We start from the raw sequence: 18137 nt of genomic DNA on the forward strand, positions 1-18137 counted from the left end.
TGAGGAGGGCAGGATTAGGCTTAAAACCACTTGCCCCCGCTAGCCAGCGGTGCGGGCCGGGATGAGCCTTCCTGAGCTCTAAGGAGGCCTCTCGATCGGATCTGGGCATCACGGTGAAAAAGGAGGAAGATTTTAGCGAGTGGTTCTCGCAGGTACTCTCTAAGGCGGACCTCATAGATCTGAGGTACGGGGTGCAGGGGTTTATCGTTCATAAGCCATGGGCGATGAGGATCATTAGGCAGATCTACAGGATGTTCGAGGAGGAGCTTGAGAAGACGGGGCACGAGCCCGTCCTCTTCCCCCTCGTGATACCCGAGGAGTACTTTGAGAAGGAGAAAGAGCACGTCGAGGGTTTCAAGCCTGAAGTATTCTGGGTCACGGAGGCCGGGGAGGAGAAGCTAGAGCGTCGCCTGGCGTTGAGGCCGACGTCCGAGACCGCCTTCTACTCGATGTACGCGCTTTGGATTCAAAGCTGGAGGGATCTCCCCCTCAAGCTCTACCAGAGCGTATCGGTTTACCGGTATGAGAAGGCTACCAGACCCTTCATCAGAGGGCGAGAGTTTCTCTGGATCGAGACTCACTGTGCCTTTGCAACGAGGGAGGAAGCGCTGAAGCAGATACGGGAGGATATGGAAAACACTAGGAGGGTTTTGTGGGAGAAGCTAGCGATCCCCTTCCTCTTCCTAAGACGCCCCCAGTGGGACAAGTTCGCCGGAGCTGAGGACACGTATGCCGCTGACACGGTAATGCCCGACGGCAGAGTCCTACAGATCTCCTCAACGCATGATCTAGGTCAACGCTTCGCAAAAGCGTTCGGGATAACGTTCATGAGAGAGGACGGCAGCCGGGATTACGTTTGGCAAACCTGCTATGGTCCAGGCATCTGGAGGATTGTGGCGGCTCTCATAGCCATCCATGGAGATGAGAAAGGGTTGATCCTACCGTTCGACGTGGCACCCGTGCAAATTGTGATAATCCCGATATACTATGGGGAGGAGAGGGAAGCCGTGCTGCAGAAGTGCAAGCGGATCGAGGAAGTATTGAGGGAATCAGGCTACAGGGTGCATATAGACTTAAGAGAGAGGACGCCTGGGTGGAAGTTTAACGACTGGGAGCTACGCGGCGTACCTGTAAGGGTTGAAGTGGGGCGAAGGGAGGTTGAAGAAGGCTATGTCACGGTCTTCCGCAGGGATTTGAGAGCTAGAACGAAGGTCCCGGACGCAGAGCTTCTTAGCGTTATCCCCAAGATCGCCAGGGACATGCTAGAGAATTTAAAGAAGCGGGCTGAGGAGTTTTTCAAGTCTAGAATAGCAAAAGCCAGTGATAGAAGTGAAGTTATCGAAGCAATCAAGGCGGGAAAGATTGTGTACATGCCCTTCTGCGGTAGGGAAGAGTGCGCGGAGGACATGCGCCTCAATGCTGATGGTGCTAAGGTCAGGGGCACAGAGATCGACCATCACGATGGCGATTACGGAGTTTGCGCGTGGTGCGGGATGCCGGCTAGACAGATGGTTTATGTAGCCAGGGCCTACTGAAATCGTAGAAGGGATCTCTTCGCAGCGAGTTCAGCAGCAAGCTTGACGTAGAGACCTCTCACCTCCTCAAGCACCCTTTCTTTCTCTGCGCGATCAGCCGAGGCGAACTTCGATATCGCATCACTCATCCGCTCGTAGGCAGCTGTCGCCACCTCTAGCGCAGCTTCCACCTCAGCACGGTTCATCGCCTTGAATATGGATCTCGATCGGGATAGAGCCTCCTCGATCGTTCCTGAAGAGATGATCTCGTAAACCTTTGCCACTTTACCGGGAGTCCATCGGAGAACCCTACCGACCCGCTGAACCATCTGCCTTACCTGCCCTGTACCCGAGAGTATGATGGCCACGTCTGCATCGGGCACGTCGATCCCTTCATCCAATACGGAGGTAGCTACAAGGACCCTTAGACTGCCGTTTTTAAAGCTCTCAAACGACCTCAATCGCTCCCCCTTCGGTGTTGAGCCAGTTATCAGTGCTGTTCGAGGCTCGACCTCTCGCACGGCTTCGTAAGCCTTCAAAGCCTGTTCAACGTACTGGCAAAACACTAGGATTTTCCCCTTTTCAGAGCGGACTATCGTCTTTAGAGCTTCTAGCTTCGCCTTTGCACACGAAGCTATCCGTATCAGTTCCGTTACACGCCTGTAGTCCGTGTCCGCTCCGCTAGCCTCCATGTACCTTGCAGTCTCCTCAGCGTCAAGCTGGACGGGGATGACCTCTACCTTGAGAGGGGCGAGTAAACCCCTGACAACCAACTCGTAGTATGACGTCGAGTACACGGGTTCGCCGCACATTTTGTAGATAAGCGCCTCATTCTTGTCGGACCTCTCCGGGGTCGCTGACAGTACAATCACGTATCTGGCCTTAGCTCGCAGAGCTATCTCCTTGAACGTGCGCGCTGGAACATGATGCCCCTCATCGAACACGATAAAGCCAAACCTGCCGTATATTTCGGGGAGAGCTTTGACAGCGCTGTGGTAAGTAGCGACTGTGAGAGGCTCGATCCTCTTTTCGCCGCCCGCTAGAATGCCCGCCCTCAAGCCTAGACACTCGTAAACGCGCCTTACCCACTGCTTTGCGAGCTCCACAGTAGTGACGCAAACAAGGGTGGGAACCTTCAGCTCGGCGATTGCTGCGAGAGCCACAAAAGTTTTGCCAGCACCGGTCGGCATGACTATAGTGCCGCGGCGACCCGCCCGTCTCCACGCGTTAAGCGCCTCCTCTTGAAACGAATACAACGTGAAGCGGGGGGTTGGTGAGAGAGAAGGGGTTAGGGGCCAGTTTATCTTCTCTACGACTTGAAGATTGGACTTCTCCAGGAATCTTGCGGCAATTGGAACTGCAAAGTAGGGAACTTTCACTACACGTCCCGAAAGATTCTTGACCAGCTGAAGCTTCGTAGGCACCAGTTCAATTCCGTTTGCGCTCATCACCTGACGGTAGTAATCAACAGACAATTCTGATTGCAACCTGATGACCAAATCTTCGCCTACAGTCTTGGGCAGGATGATAAGAGCCCCTCTCATCCCCCACTCTACGAGCGTGGCCGCGTTGTCCTGCCCTATCAGCTGCTCAGCTCGCTGCTTCACAAAGTCCTGTTGCTTCGCGGTCAGCGCAGGATCCAGGTGCGCTAGCAACTCGAGTAGAGCGCTCGCAGATTTCTCGGGTTCCGCCCCCCACTCTACAACAGTTTCTAAAGCCGCTTCTATGTCCAGCTCGTAGTAGTTCACGGGCCAGCACTCAATCGTTATCGTTCGCTTTCGCGCGTAGCGCCTTAATAGTTGCCAGCAGAAGGAGCAACCCTCAACTGGTAGTATAATTAACTTTCCATTATCTATTTCTCTATCTCTAATTTCTTTATCTTTACGTAAGAGCTCTATAATTAAATTCTCACTTTCACTATTGAATATTTCTTTAAATGTTTTCAGAGCTTCTGCCGAGTATTTTAAAAGTTCCTCAACGCTGGCATCCCATAACCTCTCTTGGGGATGCCACTTGCAGAATTTTTTCACCCTTTCCTTAAATCTTTCGATTTCGCTCCACGTACACTCCCTCTCCAGCACTTTCCCGCAAATCTTCACCCTGAAAACGCGTGTTGCTTCACGTGTCTGCATCCCTGCAGCCTCTACGCACACAGTGAGAGTCTTATATAGGTAGTTTTCAGGCAGGTTTGACAAGCGTGATGAGGGTAGAGACGCTTGACAACGTGATGATAAACCCGCGGGGCTGAGTATGGAACCCCTTTAGCAAGCTTTTTACGCTTCCTGCCACACCTCTATCGGCGCTGACGATGGAGTGGAAAAGAGATGTGCTAAGCGCGATGGGGCTGTCCCTCGTCAGCTTGAGCGCGAAGGACTGGGTACTCCTAATCCTCCATGTAGGCGGTCAAAGCCCCATAAAGGGGGAGGAAATTCTGCATACTATCTTCTTCATGATGCAATACCCTCCGTTTAACTTTAGACCGCTTATTCTTTCGGTTTATTCTAACGAGCTTCATCATGCGATTGAAGAGTTGACCGAGATGGGCCTCGTTAAACGAGAATACGCGTTCGAGAAAGGCAGAGCAGTAGAGGTTCTCGCTTTGACGGAGAAAGGCGCCTTCGAGGCCTCCAAACTTGCTGAAAAAGTGGGGGAGAGCTGGATCTCAATTGGGGGGGTCATGGTTCGTGAAGGTTCTAAAGTGCTTTCTGAATTGGAGGCCATGAAGAAAACCTACAACGGTAGAGACATCACAGAATTGCTGAAGCTCTTCTTAGATAGAATCGATGATCCTGAGAGCACATTTGATCTGTGGTTCACAAGGGATGAGATCGAATATCTGAAGAAAGTTTACAGATCTTTTAAAAGAATTATGTAAGTAAAACTATTTATCTATTTAAGTAGTAAAAAATCATAGTTTTGAGAATTCTTCATCTAATTTTTCAAATGTCCATCCCATTCTTCCTAAACCTAGATGCGCTGTTAAGCCTTGGTAAATGAATCCGTCAGCGTCTATATACGCTAGAAGTTCAGCCTTCTTTACACCCTCAACACGTAGCAATGCCTTATGCACGGCAGACAGTTTCTTAAGAGGTTCATCAACAATCAGGTAAATAGCCTCATCTTCCCCCTGTGGGATGAAAGAATCAACAATGCTGGGCACCTCCGATAAAGATTTCAGAAGTAAGAGGGATACAATGGGTTCGGATGCTTCAACCCTGTAAAGGACAGCATTTTCCAGACGCTTATGCTCTATGCAATTGCCTATCCACATCCTCCTGAGGTGTAGGCGGTAGTGGTAAGAGGCTAGCTGCTGGGAGAGCCCGTACGATCTCCCGATTTCGCTCAAACTGGTAAAGCAGAACTCCTCCTTCATCCGCAAGATCATTAGGTCGACTTTATCTACATCTAGCTTAGGCTTTAGCCGCACATTTATGCCCGTACGTTTAAGCTCTGAAACCACCTGCGGTAGAGCGTTCCAAGAGGTCGATAACGCCCCCTCGCTAGAGTCCAGCAGCGCACCGGTTGATGGTTGAAACTTTACTTCCCATTCCTTCACCCAAACATTTACGGGGGAAAAAGGGAAAATTTGCGCAAACCTTCTTTCCAACCCAACCGGCGGTGCAGCTTCGATCAGTAGTTTAACTCCCTCTCTGTCCCAGATCTTTACAGCGCACCGTATGAAAGGCAGTGGCTTTGACGCTAGCAACTCGTAGACCCTTTGATCGTACTTTAGCAATAGGTAGAGCGGAGAAAGCCCAATAGCGCGATAGTCGACCAGGTACCGCAGCCTAGCGTTCCTCGCCAGCTTCTTCACCCTCGCGCTTACGTAAGAGGGAGCTAAACCCGTAGCTCGAGAAATGTCGCTGTAGGTTTGAGAAAAAGTGATGCTCATAACAATCTTTCTCTCACTATCTGAAAGTGCGTCCCACAGCATTCAATGGATCATCAGGCCCGACCATTTATCCTTCTCTCACTCAACGAGATCCACGTCTGTTCGTAAGCCAAAGTGTTTTCCTAATACATCATAATCTTACTTTTACTATTTTTTAAGAACCTTTTATTTTCCTAAAATTTTTCACATTCGGTTATATTATGTATAAATTAAATAATTAAAAATAACAGTATTGTATCTAATTCATTCCACGGTTCAGATAAAGAGGGTTGCGCTACTACAGCCAAAGTCAAGGGTAAACATATATACACCCGCCTGAGGGTCTATAGCGACAGCCATGAAAGCGCCTATGATGCCGTACGAAGAGGAGGAGGAATGGGAGGAGGAAGAGGAAGAAGAGTGGGAAGAAGAGGAGGAAGAGGAGGAATGGGAGGAGGAATGGGAAGAGGAGGAGGAAGAGGAAGAGTGGTAAGCCGCCGATTCGGAAAAACCTTATCATAGCCATTTAGTCTTTCTTTATTAAATGAGTTCGGTCAGATCCCAAACCAGTTTAGCTATTTTAAGCAATGATCTGAATGCTGGAGCGTCACTGAACATGATGTTTAAATCTTCTAGTGCATTTGTTGCTTCAGGCCGCATACTTCTATTTAAAAATGCTTCAACACTCCTTTTCTGATACTTTGCTATGATTTTCGCTGTATCGAGTAAACCTTCACTAGGCTGTAAGTAAGTCATCCTCTCGGCTTCATCCCCAATTTCTTCGAGAAGTTTAGCAAAAAGGCGTGCATCAACCATGAATAGCCTTTCTTGGTCGCTTGCTTCAGGGGATCGAATCGTGCTTCTGATTAATCGCACTGTGAGAAAGTAGAGCCGATCTAGCCTATCGTCGCGCGCACGAACGAGCTTTAGGGTCTCTTCGTCCCCTGCTTCCAGCGCTGCCGCCGCATCGACGTACATGCTTCTGGAGATTGCATCCATTCGAGAAAGAACCCCCTTAACGTCGTACCCTTCACTGATGAAACACTGTAGCACAAGCCGATCGGGCCCCTCTTCAACAACTTCTAAGCCAACCAGTAGATTTAAAAGATTATCCATTTTTTTCAATAACTTATCACTAGGTTGCTCAATCTCTATGACCTCATAACCTTCCAGGTAAGCCTTGATGATATCCCGTCCACTGCCACCAACTATCTGCTTTACCCTTACATCGGGAAAAACCTTCTCAACGGGCTTCAGAAGAAGCCCCTCCTCAACAACCTCTATTGCTAACACGCTGCCCGGAGCCAACCTCCTACTCTCAATCCAACCCCTAGGTATGGACACGTACAAGCTATTACCCACCTTCACCAGCCTCCTGTAAACCCTAGTCATCGTTTAAGCCACCACAGCTACTGCTAAAACTGTCTTAAGTGTTTTAACACTAGAAAGCGTGCCACATATTCTCACAAATGCTTATCCGTCGAAGAATCTCTTCTCACTCGCGTAAAACTTTAAACCCCCGACTTACTGCCTTTTCAGGGGCCCACCCCCGAAAGTCCGGGCGCGGGGACCAGCCCCGCGTAGCTCAGCGGTAGAGCGGCCGGCTGTAGTCGGCGCCCGCGGCGACATGGCCGTAAGGCCAAAGGATGAGAACGCGGCAGCCGGCAGGAAACCGCGCTTAAGTAGTAGAAACCGGTAGGCCCCCGGTTCGAAGGGGGTGGGCCTTTACGCTACCCTCTTCTAAAAATTCTTCCCAACCATACTAGAGAACTTTTGTTATATTACCTTAGTTTACCTACTCAGTTTGCTCAGTAAAGAATTATGCAAGCTTCAGTTATTTTCTAGATCGTAAACCTCTACTTCAGCTTCTCTTCCGCCTCGAGCGACTTTCAACGCGAGACTAGCAATTACTATGACTAGAACTACTGTGACAATGTAGTGCAAGGGGGCGTCGGCGTATAAGACGAAATACTCTCCGCCGCTCCTCACGTTTACGCGCTTACGCAACCCAATTGCTCCCACTTCGACATCGTACCAGCCGAGGGGCAAATCGAGAGTCACTACGCCCCTTTCATCTGTGCACCCCTCAACTGAAACACTGCCCTTGACTTGCACGTTGACATGGGGAAGAGGTCTACCGAGGAAATCTACAACCTTTAAGTGAACCTTGCTCACGTTAGCAATAATCGCGTAACTCACTCGCTGAGGCTCAACTTTCAGAACCCCGGAGGCCACGACAACCCCATCCTTGACCACCCAGTAGTTGTATAGGCCCGAGGGAACATCATTGAATGCAGCCCGCCCCTGAAGCTCCCTAGCCTCGTACCTTAAACCGTAAGCCTGCAGCAGAACGACATACCCCAGCATCCTTTCCCCCGTCGGATAGAGAACGACCACATCGAAATCGGTGAGGTCCGCTCTTAGGTTAACAACTTGATCGCCCCTCTCTAGAATCAACGATGTTCTCCCAACCTCCTTCTCCCCCACGTAAGCTGAGATGATGTAAGCGCCAGGAGGGATATCCTGGAAGGAGCACACGCCATTTAATAGCCGGCAGGTTACCCGGATGGAGTTGCTCGTTCCCGATACGATAACCGTAACGTTGCTCGCCGGTCTCCCCCCGCTATCGACTACGAACACATTAACGTTGTAGGCGTAAGAAGGTAACTCCAGCAGGCCGGGAAGGCCGTAAATGGTGAGCGTGTACACTTTTACCCCACCCCTGTACGCGTCCGCGCTCAATGTGCCGTTCGGCGCTATTGAAACTTCACGCTTGGAACCCGCAGGTATGTACACACCAGCGATAAAGTAGTCGAAGGGCCCTGGGTTCGACACTGTTACACTACACGTACCCAAAATCGTAGCTTCCTGTGGAGCGTACAGGGCTGGATTATCCGGGAACGCTCTTCCCACGATATCTCTAGCCCGGAGAGAGGCGTTAAAACGCTCGACACAGGCCGCCGGTAAATTGACGTAGAAGTAGAGCGGTTGCTGTGCCGGCTTAGCCGTTGAGTAGTAGAGGGTTCTCACGCGTACTTCTACGGAAGCTCTACGGACGATCTCGAGTAGGGAGTCGAGCTCGCCACCGGTTTGAAGCACCACGACATCCCATAGCGAAACTACGCCCATCGATGTTTGAATGCTCAGAAGCCTTTTCGATAGCACTGTAACCTTTAAGCCGGCCAGACCCTCCAATACATTAGCGTCGCTGCAGAGCGCCTCTACTAAGTGCCCCCATACTCTTTCACCACGCTCGCTTAGAGCGTAAGCGTGAGGCTTTGGCTCGCTGTAGTTGAACCTCACAGTTATCGTTCGCGGCCTCCACCCTAACCGAGTGAAGTTGACCCACACGAAATCCTCTATCAGGGTAACGCCATCCTCGTAGCAGGCTGTGACGCGGGTCCCGTCGAAGAAGACCGCATAGGGCTTGTAGGGGGTGCTTGAATCGACCCTCACGACAACCTCCTTAGCATCGGGGTGCACTTGCAGGGTAAGCGTTGGCGCGTCGCTGAACTCCAAGAGATAGTACTTCACTTCTGTACCACTCAACCTCAGTGCCCTAGCTTCAACCACGAACAGCTTGGGCTGTGCGCTGACAGCAACGGCTGCTAGCAGCGGTAACAGGAGACACGCGATAATCCTCACGAGCTAATGGTTGCGCCTTGAAGGTCTAAGGGTAGCACGCAACTTTTTCCCGCTAATAGGAGGCTGTTACGCGGAGACTACGGTAGCAAAAACCTTAAGCGTGATCCGCACACTACGTTTTTCGATGAGCGAAAGAGAGGGGCCGAGCGCGATCCTAGTGGTCATCACAGTCGTAGCTTTCGCCTTCCTAGCCAGTGTATGGGTGCTTACAAGTGGGTTCAGCGAAAATCCCCCCTATCCACCCCTAATCTCCCGGATACTCCCTCTAACCCTAACTACCGCAGCCGTGCTAGCATCGATTTTCGCTTACAATCTGGCTAAGGATGAGGAGCCGGAGTGGAGCGTAAAACTGGGTCAAAGGCTTCAGTACAAAGTCATAGAGGGGGCGGCGATCGCCTGCATAATACTTTCGCTAGTGTTCACCGTCCTGATCGTAACAACCTACTTTCTGTAGTCGCTACTCTAGGAGGCTCCTGAGAGCTTTAACCTCCTCCTCCCGCCTTGCGAGCTCCTCCTTCAACCGCCTGTTCTCATGTTCCAGCTCCTTTACGCGGGCCTCCAACTCGCTCAGACGCGCTAACTTGCGGGTTAGCTCCTCCTCCCTTGATTTCAATTCAGCCTCTCTCGCCTCCAACCTCTCTCTCAACTCGTTGAGAAGACCCTCCTTAGTTAAGAGAGAGCGGTGGTAACCGATCAGCTCTCGCTCCTTATCAAGTAACCTCTTTTCCCACTCCTTCAGCTTAGCCTCAAGCTCGCCAAGCTCTTGGAGAGGCCTCAGTTTTGCATCAATGTCTGCGCGCTCTCTCTTCAATGCCTCCTCCCACTCCCTAAGCTTCTTCTCTCTTTCTTCGATCTCTCGTCTTAAGAATTCATATCTATTAAGGAGTTTATTTAATCTATTTTCACGCTCTGCTAATTCTTTCTCCCATTCTGTTAGTTTAATTAATTTCTCATCGATAGCTCTTTCTCTAGCCCTAATATCGTCTTCTATTTTTCTCAATTTTTCTTCCCATGATCTAAGTCTATTTTCCTCATCTTTTAGTTTAGCTTCCCATTCGGAAAACCGACGTCGAGCTTCATTGATTCTCTCGTTTTCCGCAATAAGTGACGTTCTAAAGCTTTCTAATTCAGCTCTTTTTATATTTATTTCATTAAGTTCATCATGTAATTTATTTAATGTTTTAATCATTTCCTGAATTTCTTGAATTAAATTTAACTTATTTGCTATATCGTTTCCTATGTTACTTATCATTTGGGATATTTCTAAAATTTTATAATGTAGACTTTTTAATTCATTTTCCTTATTAATTAATTGTTCATCTAGTAATTTTAAATTCTTTTCTTTCTCTCTCAATTCTTGCTCTTTTTGATTTAACATTTTTTCTCGCTCATCGAGTGATTGCACTCTCGCAGCGGCTTCGGCGTACTCAGATACAGCCTTATTGTACTTCTCTGCTGCCTCCACTAGAGCCCGTAAGCTGTCAATAAACATTTCCTTCCTTTCTTTCTCTATAGCTTTCAGCTCTTCAATAGTAGTTTTAAAATAATTTAAAAATTCAGTTTCTCTTTCTTTATTTATTTTCTCAAATTCGGAAATGATGTTTTTTAAATTGTTTATGAATTCAGTTTCCCTTTCTCCACTTACTTTCTCGAATTCTGATATGATATTTTTGAGCTGTTCGAGTAATTCGTTTCCAGATTTTATAGCTGGGATCAATTGTTCATTTAATGCTTCTAAACTTTTTGATAAATCATTTGATATTGTCGAAAGCTCTGTTATCATAGCTTCAAGCCTGGTGTTGGACTCTGCGAGCTTGGCAACGGAATCTTCGAGCTTTGCTCGTGAACCCTCGAGTTCGCTTCTTTGCCTTTGGAGCAGATCCACGAGATCCGCTAGTATAGCGCGCTGCTCATCCAGTAATGCTATGATTTGAGCTTGAAGCGTTTTGAGCGATTCGATTACTCTACTGCTCACGGTATCTGTCTGTTTGGTCATTAGAGCTGTGAGCTCCTTGCTTAACTGCTCTATTCTGTTCATCAGCTCGGTTGCGTCTACTTCCCGTCTTCGGCCCAGCATACCACGTTATGGCCTCAAGCCATATTAATTATCTTATCGCTGAAGAGGCACGTTAGCTTTTGAGCTGCTGCTCGCGTTTACTAACAGCTAAAAGCAGCTTAATCTCGGTAAGATCGTTTGAGATTTTCGTCTCAAGGTTATTCATCCTCACCTCGAGATCATAAATGAGTGTTGCTAAATCATTTATTTTTGATTTAATTTCATAAACTTCAATTGTAATATTCTTTAAATTTTCCAATAATTCATTTAGCCGATCCTTCTCTTCAAGCCTGTGCGCGTATAGATCTTGGGACAGATTATCGAAGCTGCTCGTTAATGCGGATAGCTTGTAGCTGAGTCCTCTCAGTTCAAGCTCCACAGCGGTTTTAACCGTGCTCTCCAGTTTGCCCAGGAAGTTATCAAGATACTTTACCGTCTCCTCGTACTGCTGCATCAACTTGCGTTGTCCCTCATCAAATGTAGACCTGCTCGTCTCAAGAACCTGTGTCAATCTTTGTAATTCATCTCTTAATTTAACTACCTGTTTATGCATATCTTCTAACTGTATTTTCAATCCCCTTACACCGTCTGTGAGTCTCCTAACGCCGAGGGCTAGCGCAGGTAGTACTTCTTCCTCGTACTCTACGTATTCTATTTCATCTCTCACGCTACCTACATAGAGACAGGTGTTATATTTTAAACGTCGCCTAACAGTGGTATTTTGCTCACTGTTACGTTATGGAATAAATTTTAATCTAACATTTCTGTTTCCTCCGCATCGCCGTTCTCTACGTCCCTCCCGAAAACGTACGCCAATACCGCTAGTACCACGGCCACAGCGGTGAGAACTAGCCCTAGGGTGATGAAGAAACTTCGAGCCTGAGGCGTGGGAGCCTGCCAAGGATAACCGCCGAGTATCAAGTTGCTCTCGCCCATCGAGATAAGCGGTATGGGGATCCAGTACAATGCCAGGCATATTGTTAGCAAAACTATTGCAATGATGCTCGTCACGCGCATGAACTCACCCCTTTGAGGTCGGATCGTCGCGAGCCGATCATCCTCTCACACACCCTGGAGCGGCTTCCTCATCCCAGAAGGACTCTCCCGGTACCCCTATTAAGGGTTCCGCGCTGCCCGCATCGCAGCTTATGCATGAATCCCGTTGTCCCTGGTCGCCACCTGCTTGTGCAGCAGAACTCATTGAGCGTCCATTGCCTAGGAAACCTGTGAGCGCTCAGCGGAGGGGGTGTGTGGAGTCGCGCAAGTGTTGTTCTGGGAGGCTTAAAGTGTATCAGAAATACTTTCGGTGTAATGTATTACGGTTTACGTTTATTAATGCTCACCCAGCGATTAGTCGGGGTATGGGCGGCATATTCATTGATAGGGAGAAGCTATCGAGCAGGCATGTGCCTGGGAGGCTGCCCCACCGCGACTACCAGCTAAGTATTCTGAGGAAGTTCATCTTTGACGTGCTGGAGAGTGATGCTACAACCCTTCGTACGGTTATGCTTGTGGGTCCAACTGGCACCGGGAAGACGTCGAGTATAATCCTTCTGCATCGATCCCTCATGGCCGAAGGGCGGGAGCACGCGTTCGTGCACGTGAACATGAGGATCGAGGGGGAAACGCCTTTTCAGCTATTCTCCGCCATGTACGAGAAGCTAACAGGTATGCCTGCCTCTAGGAGCATCGGTGGACAAGAACTGCTGAAGGAGGTCACAAACGTGCTTAGGAGGAGCGGACTCCCCGCTATATTGGCTTTCGACGAGATAGAGTTCCACGCGAGAAGCTCGCTTCGCAGCGTGCTTTATGCACTGGTCAGACTTAACGAGGTGACCTCCAAGCTGGTACCAATGGCCATCGTATTCGTGGCGCGCGGGCTCGACTGGTTGAAACTGCTAGAACCTGCTGAGCGCAGTTCGCTAGGAAACCTGATTGTCAGGTATCCACCTTACTCGCGTGAACAGCTTTTCGACATCCTGTCTTTCAGGGCTTCAGAGGCTTTCGCGAGCGGCGTTATTGGAGACGACGTACTCAAGTGGTTAGCCGACTACACTTATACCTACATGTCGGGTGATGTCAGGAGGGCTCTCGACACGCTTCTTTATGCAGGCGTGCTCGCTGAGCAGGAGGGGGCCGGCAAAGTTACTTTAAGGCACGTGCTCGACGCTCTGCGCAACGTGGAAGCTTTCATAGCTCCGGCCGATATCGGGTCATTGACGGTCCGCGAGAAACTGCTACTTTATGCTGCACTGCAGCTCGTTAAGGCTAGGCCCTACGCCCGCCTCAGCGAGCTGTGGGAAGAGTACACAGCGCTCGCGGAGAGCTACGGCTTGGATGCTGGAAGCCTCGAGAGTTTTGAAGATATGGTGCAACGCTTAATCGATCTGGGTGCTCTCATGGCCGAAGGCCCAGCGCGAGTTGCACCAACCCCCTCTCTCAACTTGGAGGTGCTAAAGGAAGCGTTGAGGGATATTGAACGAGGGCTTGCGATAACCGGGCGGATCTAAATGATAATCGTCGATTACAGGGAAAGGGGTAGCGGAGTTCCCGAAGCGCTGATAAAGCTGGGCTCCCCGCTAGAGTTCAAGAGCTTAGACGTCGGCGACTACTTGGTTAGCAGCGATGTATGCATTGAGAGGAAAAGCAGCAACGATCTCGTATCCTCAATCATTGATAAGAGATTGTTCGAACAGGTGCGCCGGCTTAAAAGGGCCTATGGAAAACCTGTACTGATAGTGGAGGGGGGGCTCGCTGAAACGTTGAGGTTTCGCAGAGTTAGTTACCCACAGGTTTACGGCGCGCTAGCAGCTGTGATGAGCATGGGGGTAACCGTGCTCTCCACCACTAGCTACCTCGAAACAGCTCGCGTGATCTACTGCCTTTATACGCTCTCGGCAGGCACCAAAGGTCGCGTAAGCGAGCAGCTCCCACTGAAAAGCGTCAAGAGGGACGGCAGCAGCATAGAGGTCGTACAGCTTAACATGGTAGCTTCAATACCCGGCATCGATAGGGAGCTAGCAGAGAGAATCCTTCAGCACTTTAGGACCCCACGCCGATTCTTCAAGGCCACTCCTTCAGAGTTGAGGAGAATTAAAGGGCTAGGCCATGCCCGTATAGCGAAAATAATCGAAGTCCTCGACACTCTGCATCCTCACGCCGAAAAATGCGCGGGATAAAGAGCGACGTTTACGAGCCAGCGGAGGATACCTTCTTCTTAGCTAGGGGAGTTGATTGCTTGACCCCCTGCACAGCCTTGGCAGCCGAGATAGGCTGCGGTAAAGGTTTTGTCACGGAGGCTTTAGCAACCTACGCCGTTGAAGTCGTCGCCACAGACGTGGATTACGCCTCCGCCCAGGCCACTTGGCAACGTGCTAAAAGCAGAAGGCTAGATCACGCAATTCACGTTATCTGCTGCGATCGTTTAGAAGCCGTGCGGGTAGGCGAAGTGTTCGACTTCGTCGCGTTTAACCCGCCATACCTCCCAGAGGAGGGGGACAGTCGATGGTCAGGCGGCCCTACGGGCATAGAAGTCCCGCTGGCGTTCGCTAGATCAGCCTTGATGCGTCTCAAAAGGCTAGGTGTGATAGTGTTTCTCCTTTCTAGCCTGTCAAACTGGAGAAGCGCTCTTGAGGTGTTAAAATCGGCGGGTAACATCGTAAGTTTAATAGGGGCGATGCATGTTGGCCTCTTCGAGGAGCTACTCCTTGTCTTGTGTGCGAGACGGGTGACCCGTGTAGATGATGCCCACCCTTAGATTGGAGCCTTCAAGATCCCAGTCGCGGATTAGGGTCCCATTAACCAGTTCTTTATCTTCAACGAAGCGTACCTCAGAAGCCCTGGTTTCGACTTTTATGTAGTTGATCTTCGCTGCTAGAAGCTCGCGAATATCGGGAGGTGCGTAGATTTCCACCTCTATGATCGCTTCCACGGGGAGCGCGGCCATCTTCCTCATGAACTGGATTCTTCGCACAACATCCCTAGCAAGTCCTTCCCTAAGCTCTTCTAGTCCGGGCCTCGCTTCGATTACTACGTCCCCTTTCTCGAAGCTTTCCATCACGAAGCCTTCGATGCACCGCTCCTCGAACTCGACCATTTCGCGCTTAAGCTCGAAGACTCTACCATCCCGCGATTTTAGCAAATACACACCAGATACCTCGAGCTCGCGCTTGATTTCTCTCGCATCCGCGTTTTTAAGCAATTCTAAAACGAGCGGAGAGTCCGACTTGAAGAATGAGCCTATCGATTTGAGTACCGGTTTCATCTCAAGCCGAACGAACTCGGATCTCTTCTCAGCAGGCAGTACTTTAACCTCCTTTACATTCGCCTGGGACTCTATTACCCTTCTGAGCCTCGCGACCGAGCTAGCCACTTCTGGGTCATCTGTTAGAACGTATAGGCGGGGGAGCGGAACTCTGAGCTTTACGCCCACCCTCATCCTAGCCGCGGCAGCTCGCTCGACAATTCTCCTGGCAATCTCCATCTGCCTTTCAAGCTCCTCGTCGATCATCTCCTCCCTTACTTCTGGCCATGGCAGCATGTGGACGCTATCTGGATCATCTCGCATGCGGAAGGATTCGAGGTAGATCTGTTCCGCTGTGAACGGTATAAAGGGCGCCGCGAGGACTAAAAACTTCCTCAACGCATAGTAAAGCGTTGCGTAAGCTGAGAGCTTGTCCGTAATGTTCTCCTCAATCCACACGCGTGGCCTGATAAGCCTGATGTACCACCTGCTAACGTCTTCGACTATGAAGTCGCGAAGAGCTTTAGCCGCCTTATGCGTCTCGTAGTTATCCAGCCAGCGCGTTACGTTGGCCGTCAGCTTCTCGATCCGTGATAGTAGCCACCTATCCTCCGGACGCGCCTGATCGAGGTACTTCTCAATTGGGTGCTCCTTCGGATTGAAGCGATCGATACTCATGTACATTGAAGCAAAGACGTACACGTTCCACAGGATGTTCATGTCATCGTAGACCTCGGCCATTGCCTTCCAGGAGAACCTCATGTCCTCCCACGGAGTATTTCTCAACACGTACCAGCGGAAGACGTCCCTACTGCCCTTGTCGAAGTCAAGTACCTGCTCTGGTGCCACATAGTTACCCAAGGACTTGTGCATCTCCCTACCCCTCTCGTCGAGCATGAAACCGTGCATCACCACTGTCGTGTAAGGCCCTGTGCCGAAAGCTACCAGGCCACATCGCATCAGCGAGAAGAACCACCCTGCTATCTGGTCATGGCCCTCAATTATCACGTCTACGGGTCTCATCCTCTCGTAAGTTTCCTTATCGCTCGGATAGCCTAACGAGGCGTAAAACGCTACGCCCGAATCGAGCCAAACATCCATTACATCCGATACGCGCCTCATCACTCCACCGCAGTGCGGACAGCCGAAAGCGATCTCATCTATCCATGGCCTATGAAGATCCTCCAGCTTCAGCTCCCGCCCGACGAGAGACTCAAGCTCCTTCAGCGACCCGACTACAATCCTCCCGCCGCAACGCTCGCACAACCAGATTGGAGCGGGCGTCCCCCAGTATCTTTGCCTCGAGATAACCCAGTCCCTTAACCCCTCAACCCAACTCTTAAAGCGAGCCGAGCCGGCCCACTCTGGAAACCACCGTACTTTTTCGGCCTCCTCTATGAAGCGGTTTTTCAGGTGCCGTACGCGTATGAACCACTGTTGAGTCGCCCTCAGTATTAGCGGCGTCTTACACCTCCAGCATACCGGATATCGATGACTTATCCCCCCTTCCATGAACAATGCACCTCTAGCTCTAAGGTCAGATACGATTTCCGCGTTAGCCTCTCTTACACTCTTTCCGGAGTACTTGCCCGCCTCCTTTGTGAAAGCACCCGTATCGTCAACTAGCATAACAACGGGTAGCCCGTACTCGAGCCCCACTTCGAAATCCTCTTCACCGTGCCCTGGGGCACAGTGAACCAGCCCCGTTCCTTCTTCTGCGCTCACGTACTTGCTAGAGAGAACGATTCTATGCTGGATGCCCTTTTGCGCGTCAATGAGGTCGGCTAACGGGTGCTCATACTCGAGCCCGAGCAGCTCCCTGCCCTTTACTCGCTTGATAACCCTGAACTCAGCAATGTTAGCTTCACGCATAACCGCTTCCAGCCTAGATTCTGCTAGCAGCAGACGCTCGCCGCCAACCTCAACCCACACGTACTCGAGATCGGGATGAACCATTACAGCAACGTTGGCTGGGAGAGTCCACGGCGTGGTAGTCCATACGAGCAGGTACTCGTTCGCCCTCCCCTTCACGGGGAATTTAACGTAGATGGATGGATCAGTCAACTCCCTGTACTCCGTCACCTCGTAGTCAGCAAGGGCGGTCTCGCACCTGGGGCACCAGTGCACAACCCTCAAACCCCTTTCCAGCAATCCCTGTTCCTCAGCCCTCTTAACAAGCCACCAAGCCGATTGAATGTACTCGGGGTCAAGCGTCATGTACGGCTTATCCCAGCGTAGCGAAACCCCGAATTCTTCGAACCACCTCGACATGGAAAGAGCATTTCTTATGGAGAATTCCTTACACTTCTCCACGAACTTATCGATACCGTAAACTTCGATATCCTTCTTCGACTTAAAGCCCAGCTCCTGCTCTATTTTAACCTCGATGGGTAGCCCGTGGCAGTCGTAGCCTGGGGTATCGACAACAGCCAGGCCCTGCATTCGCCGGAACCTGACGATAGCGTCCTTCAGGATTTTGTTCCAAAGTGTACCGATGTGCGGGGTGTCAGCTGAAGTGTACGGGGGGCCGTCGAGGAAGTAGAACTTGCGCCCCCCTTTCAACGCTTCGCGAAGTCTTTCGTAAATCCTCTCGCGCCTCCAGTACTCGAGCACCTGCCGCTCGTACTCTTTTGGCCTAAACTCCTGGGCGAGGGCTCTCACATGGTTTAGCTCAGCCACAACACCCCCTTTGTTGCGCCATTTAATCTCCACCGCGGATAATGGGGGTCACCGGGCATCGTGAGCAGGTTAATTTGAAAAACTTTTCGCGTGCAGCAACTGTGCGCAAAGAATTTACCCCCCAGTTCT

14 protein-coding genes are annotated in these 18137 nt (G+C 50.4%); 6 read left to right on the forward strand and 8 right to left on the reverse strand.

The window, feature by feature from the left end; translation table 11 throughout:
- Positions 1 to 113 precede the first annotated feature (113 nt).
- On the forward strand, positions 114 to 1535 hold the full coding sequence (proS, locus tag QXF46_01915) for a proline--tRNA ligase (protein ID MEM0225613.1): 1422 nt from the start codon (positions 114 to 116) through the stop codon (positions 1533 to 1535).
- On the opposite strand, the gene QXF46_01920 is transcribed toward proS, so the two are convergent.
- Positions 1529 to 3262, reverse strand: coding sequence for a DEAD/DEAH box helicase (locus QXF46_01920; protein MEM0225614.1), 1734 nt, complete (start codon positions 3260 to 3262; stop codon positions 1529 to 1531). The two genes, proS and QXF46_01920, sit on opposite strands and share 7 nt — an antisense overlap.
- A gap of 560 nt (positions 3263 to 3822) precedes the next feature.
- Between QXF46_01920 and QXF46_01925 the strand changes: the two genes are divergently transcribed.
- On the forward strand, positions 3823 to 4389 hold the full coding sequence (locus tag QXF46_01925) for a hypothetical protein (GenBank protein MEM0225615.1): 567 nt from the start codon (positions 3823 to 3825) through the stop codon (positions 4387 to 4389).
- A gap of 33 nt (positions 4390 to 4422) precedes the next feature.
- On the opposite strand, the gene QXF46_01930 is transcribed toward QXF46_01925, so the two are convergent.
- The 3 genes from QXF46_01930 to QXF46_01940 form a co-directional block, all read right to left on the reverse strand.
- Positions 4423 to 5328, reverse strand: a complete 906-nt coding sequence (locus tag QXF46_01930; protein ID MEM0225616.1) for a hypothetical protein — start codon at positions 5326 to 5328, stop codon at positions 4423 to 4425.
- A gap of 597 nt (positions 5329 to 5925) precedes the next feature.
- Positions 5926 to 6777 carry a phosphate uptake regulator PhoU gene (locus tag QXF46_01935; protein MEM0225617.1) on the reverse strand — a complete coding sequence of 284 codons (852 nt, stop codon included), beginning with the start codon at positions 6775 to 6777 and terminating at the stop codon, positions 5926 to 5928.
- Positions 6778 to 7215: 438 nt separating this feature from the next.
- Positions 7216 to 9030 carry a carboxypeptidase-like regulatory domain-containing protein gene (locus QXF46_01940; protein MEM0225618.1) on the reverse strand — a complete coding sequence of 605 codons (1815 nt, stop codon included), beginning with the start codon at positions 9028 to 9030 and terminating at the stop codon, positions 7216 to 7218.
- A gap of 124 nt (positions 9031 to 9154) precedes the next feature.
- Here QXF46_01940 and QXF46_01945 point away from each other — a divergent pair, with 124 nt between their 5' ends.
- On the forward strand, positions 9155 to 9484 hold the full coding sequence (locus tag QXF46_01945; GenBank protein ID MEM0225619.1) for a hypothetical protein: 330 nt from the start codon (positions 9155 to 9157) through the stop codon (positions 9482 to 9484).
- Positions 9485 to 9487: 3 nt separating this feature from the next.
- Here the strand turns inward: QXF46_01945 and QXF46_01950 are convergent, their stop codons facing one another.
- The 3 genes from QXF46_01950 to QXF46_01960 all read right to left on the reverse strand — a co-directional run bounded on the left by QXF46_01950 (position 9488) and on the right by QXF46_01960 (position 12103).
- On the reverse strand, positions 9488 to 11107 hold the full coding sequence (locus QXF46_01950) for a hypothetical protein (GenBank protein MEM0225620.1): 1620 nt from the start codon (positions 11105 to 11107) through the stop codon (positions 9488 to 9490).
- 52 nt (positions 11108 to 11159) lie between these two features.
- The gene (locus tag QXF46_01955) at positions 11160 to 11753 is read right to left on the reverse strand and encodes a hypothetical protein (protein MEM0225621.1); all 594 of its coding nucleotides are present in this window, start codon (positions 11751 to 11753) and stop codon (positions 11160 to 11162) included.
- Between the two features lie 83 nt (positions 11754 to 11836).
- Positions 11837 to 12103, reverse strand: a complete 267-nt coding sequence (locus QXF46_01960) for a hypothetical protein (protein MEM0225622.1) — start codon at positions 12101 to 12103, stop codon at positions 11837 to 11839.
- Positions 12104 to 12447: 344 nt separating this feature from the next.
- Here QXF46_01960 and QXF46_01965 point away from each other — a divergent pair, with 344 nt between their 5' ends.
- Genes QXF46_01965 through QXF46_01975 form a run of 3 tightly spaced genes read left to right on the forward strand, consistent with a single transcriptional unit; the run spans position 12448 to position 14843 of the window.
- A complete protein-coding gene (locus QXF46_01965; GenBank protein ID MEM0225623.1) occupies positions 12448 to 13596 on the forward strand; it encodes an AAA family ATPase in 1149 nt (382 codons plus the stop codon).
- A complete protein-coding gene (locus tag QXF46_01970; protein MEM0225624.1) occupies positions 13597 to 14265 on the forward strand; it encodes an ERCC4 domain-containing protein in 669 nt (222 codons plus the stop codon).
- The gene (locus QXF46_01975) at positions 14253 to 14843 is read left to right on the forward strand and encodes a methyltransferase (GenBank protein ID MEM0225625.1); all 591 of its coding nucleotides are present in this window, start codon (positions 14253 to 14255) and stop codon (positions 14841 to 14843) included. The genes QXF46_01970 and QXF46_01975 overlap by 13 nt, the downstream gene beginning before the upstream one ends.
- Here QXF46_01975 and ileS read toward each other — a convergent pair.
- Positions 14787 to 18008 carry an isoleucine--tRNA ligase gene (ileS, locus tag QXF46_01980; GenBank protein MEM0225626.1) on the reverse strand — a complete coding sequence of 1074 codons (3222 nt, stop codon included), beginning with the start codon at positions 18006 to 18008 and terminating at the stop codon, positions 14787 to 14789. The two genes, QXF46_01975 and ileS, sit on opposite strands and share 57 nt — an antisense overlap.
- Positions 18009 to 18137 lie beyond the last annotated feature (129 nt).

It is taken from the genome of Thermofilaceae archaeon, assembly GCA_038731975.1.
Classification (GTDB): domain Archaea; phylum Thermoproteota; class Thermoprotei; order Thermofilales; family Thermofilaceae; genus JANXEW01.

Bases quoted from the DNA above. Each gene is read 5' to 3' on its own strand.
- QXF46_01925 (MEM0225615.1), top strand. From the start codon at position 3,823: ATGGAGTGGAAAAGAGATGTGCTAAGCGCGATGGGGCTGTCCCTCGTC.
- QXF46_01935 (MEM0225617.1), bottom strand. From the start codon at position 6,777: ATGACTAGGGTTTACAGGAGGCTGGTGAAGGTGGGTAATAGCTTGTAC.
- QXF46_01945 (MEM0225619.1), top strand. From the start codon at position 9,155: ATGAGCGAAAGAGAGGGGCCGAGCGCGATCCTAGTGGTCATCACAGTC.
- QXF46_01950 (MEM0225620.1), bottom strand. From the start codon at position 11,107: ATGCTGGGCCGAAGACGGGAAGTAGACGCAACCGAGCTGATGAACAGA.
- QXF46_01960 (MEM0225622.1), bottom strand. From the start codon at position 12,103: ATGCGCGTGACGAGCATCATTGCAATAGTTTTGCTAACAATATGCCTG.
- QXF46_01965 (MEM0225623.1), top strand. From the start codon at position 12,448: ATGGGCGGCATATTCATTGATAGGGAGAAGCTATCGAGCAGGCATGTG.
- QXF46_01970 (MEM0225624.1), top strand. From the start codon at position 13,597: ATGATAATCGTCGATTACAGGGAAAGGGGTAGCGGAGTTCCCGAAGCG.
- QXF46_01975 (MEM0225625.1), top strand. From the start codon at position 14,253: ATGCGCGGGATAAAGAGCGACGTTTACGAGCCAGCGGAGGATACCTTC.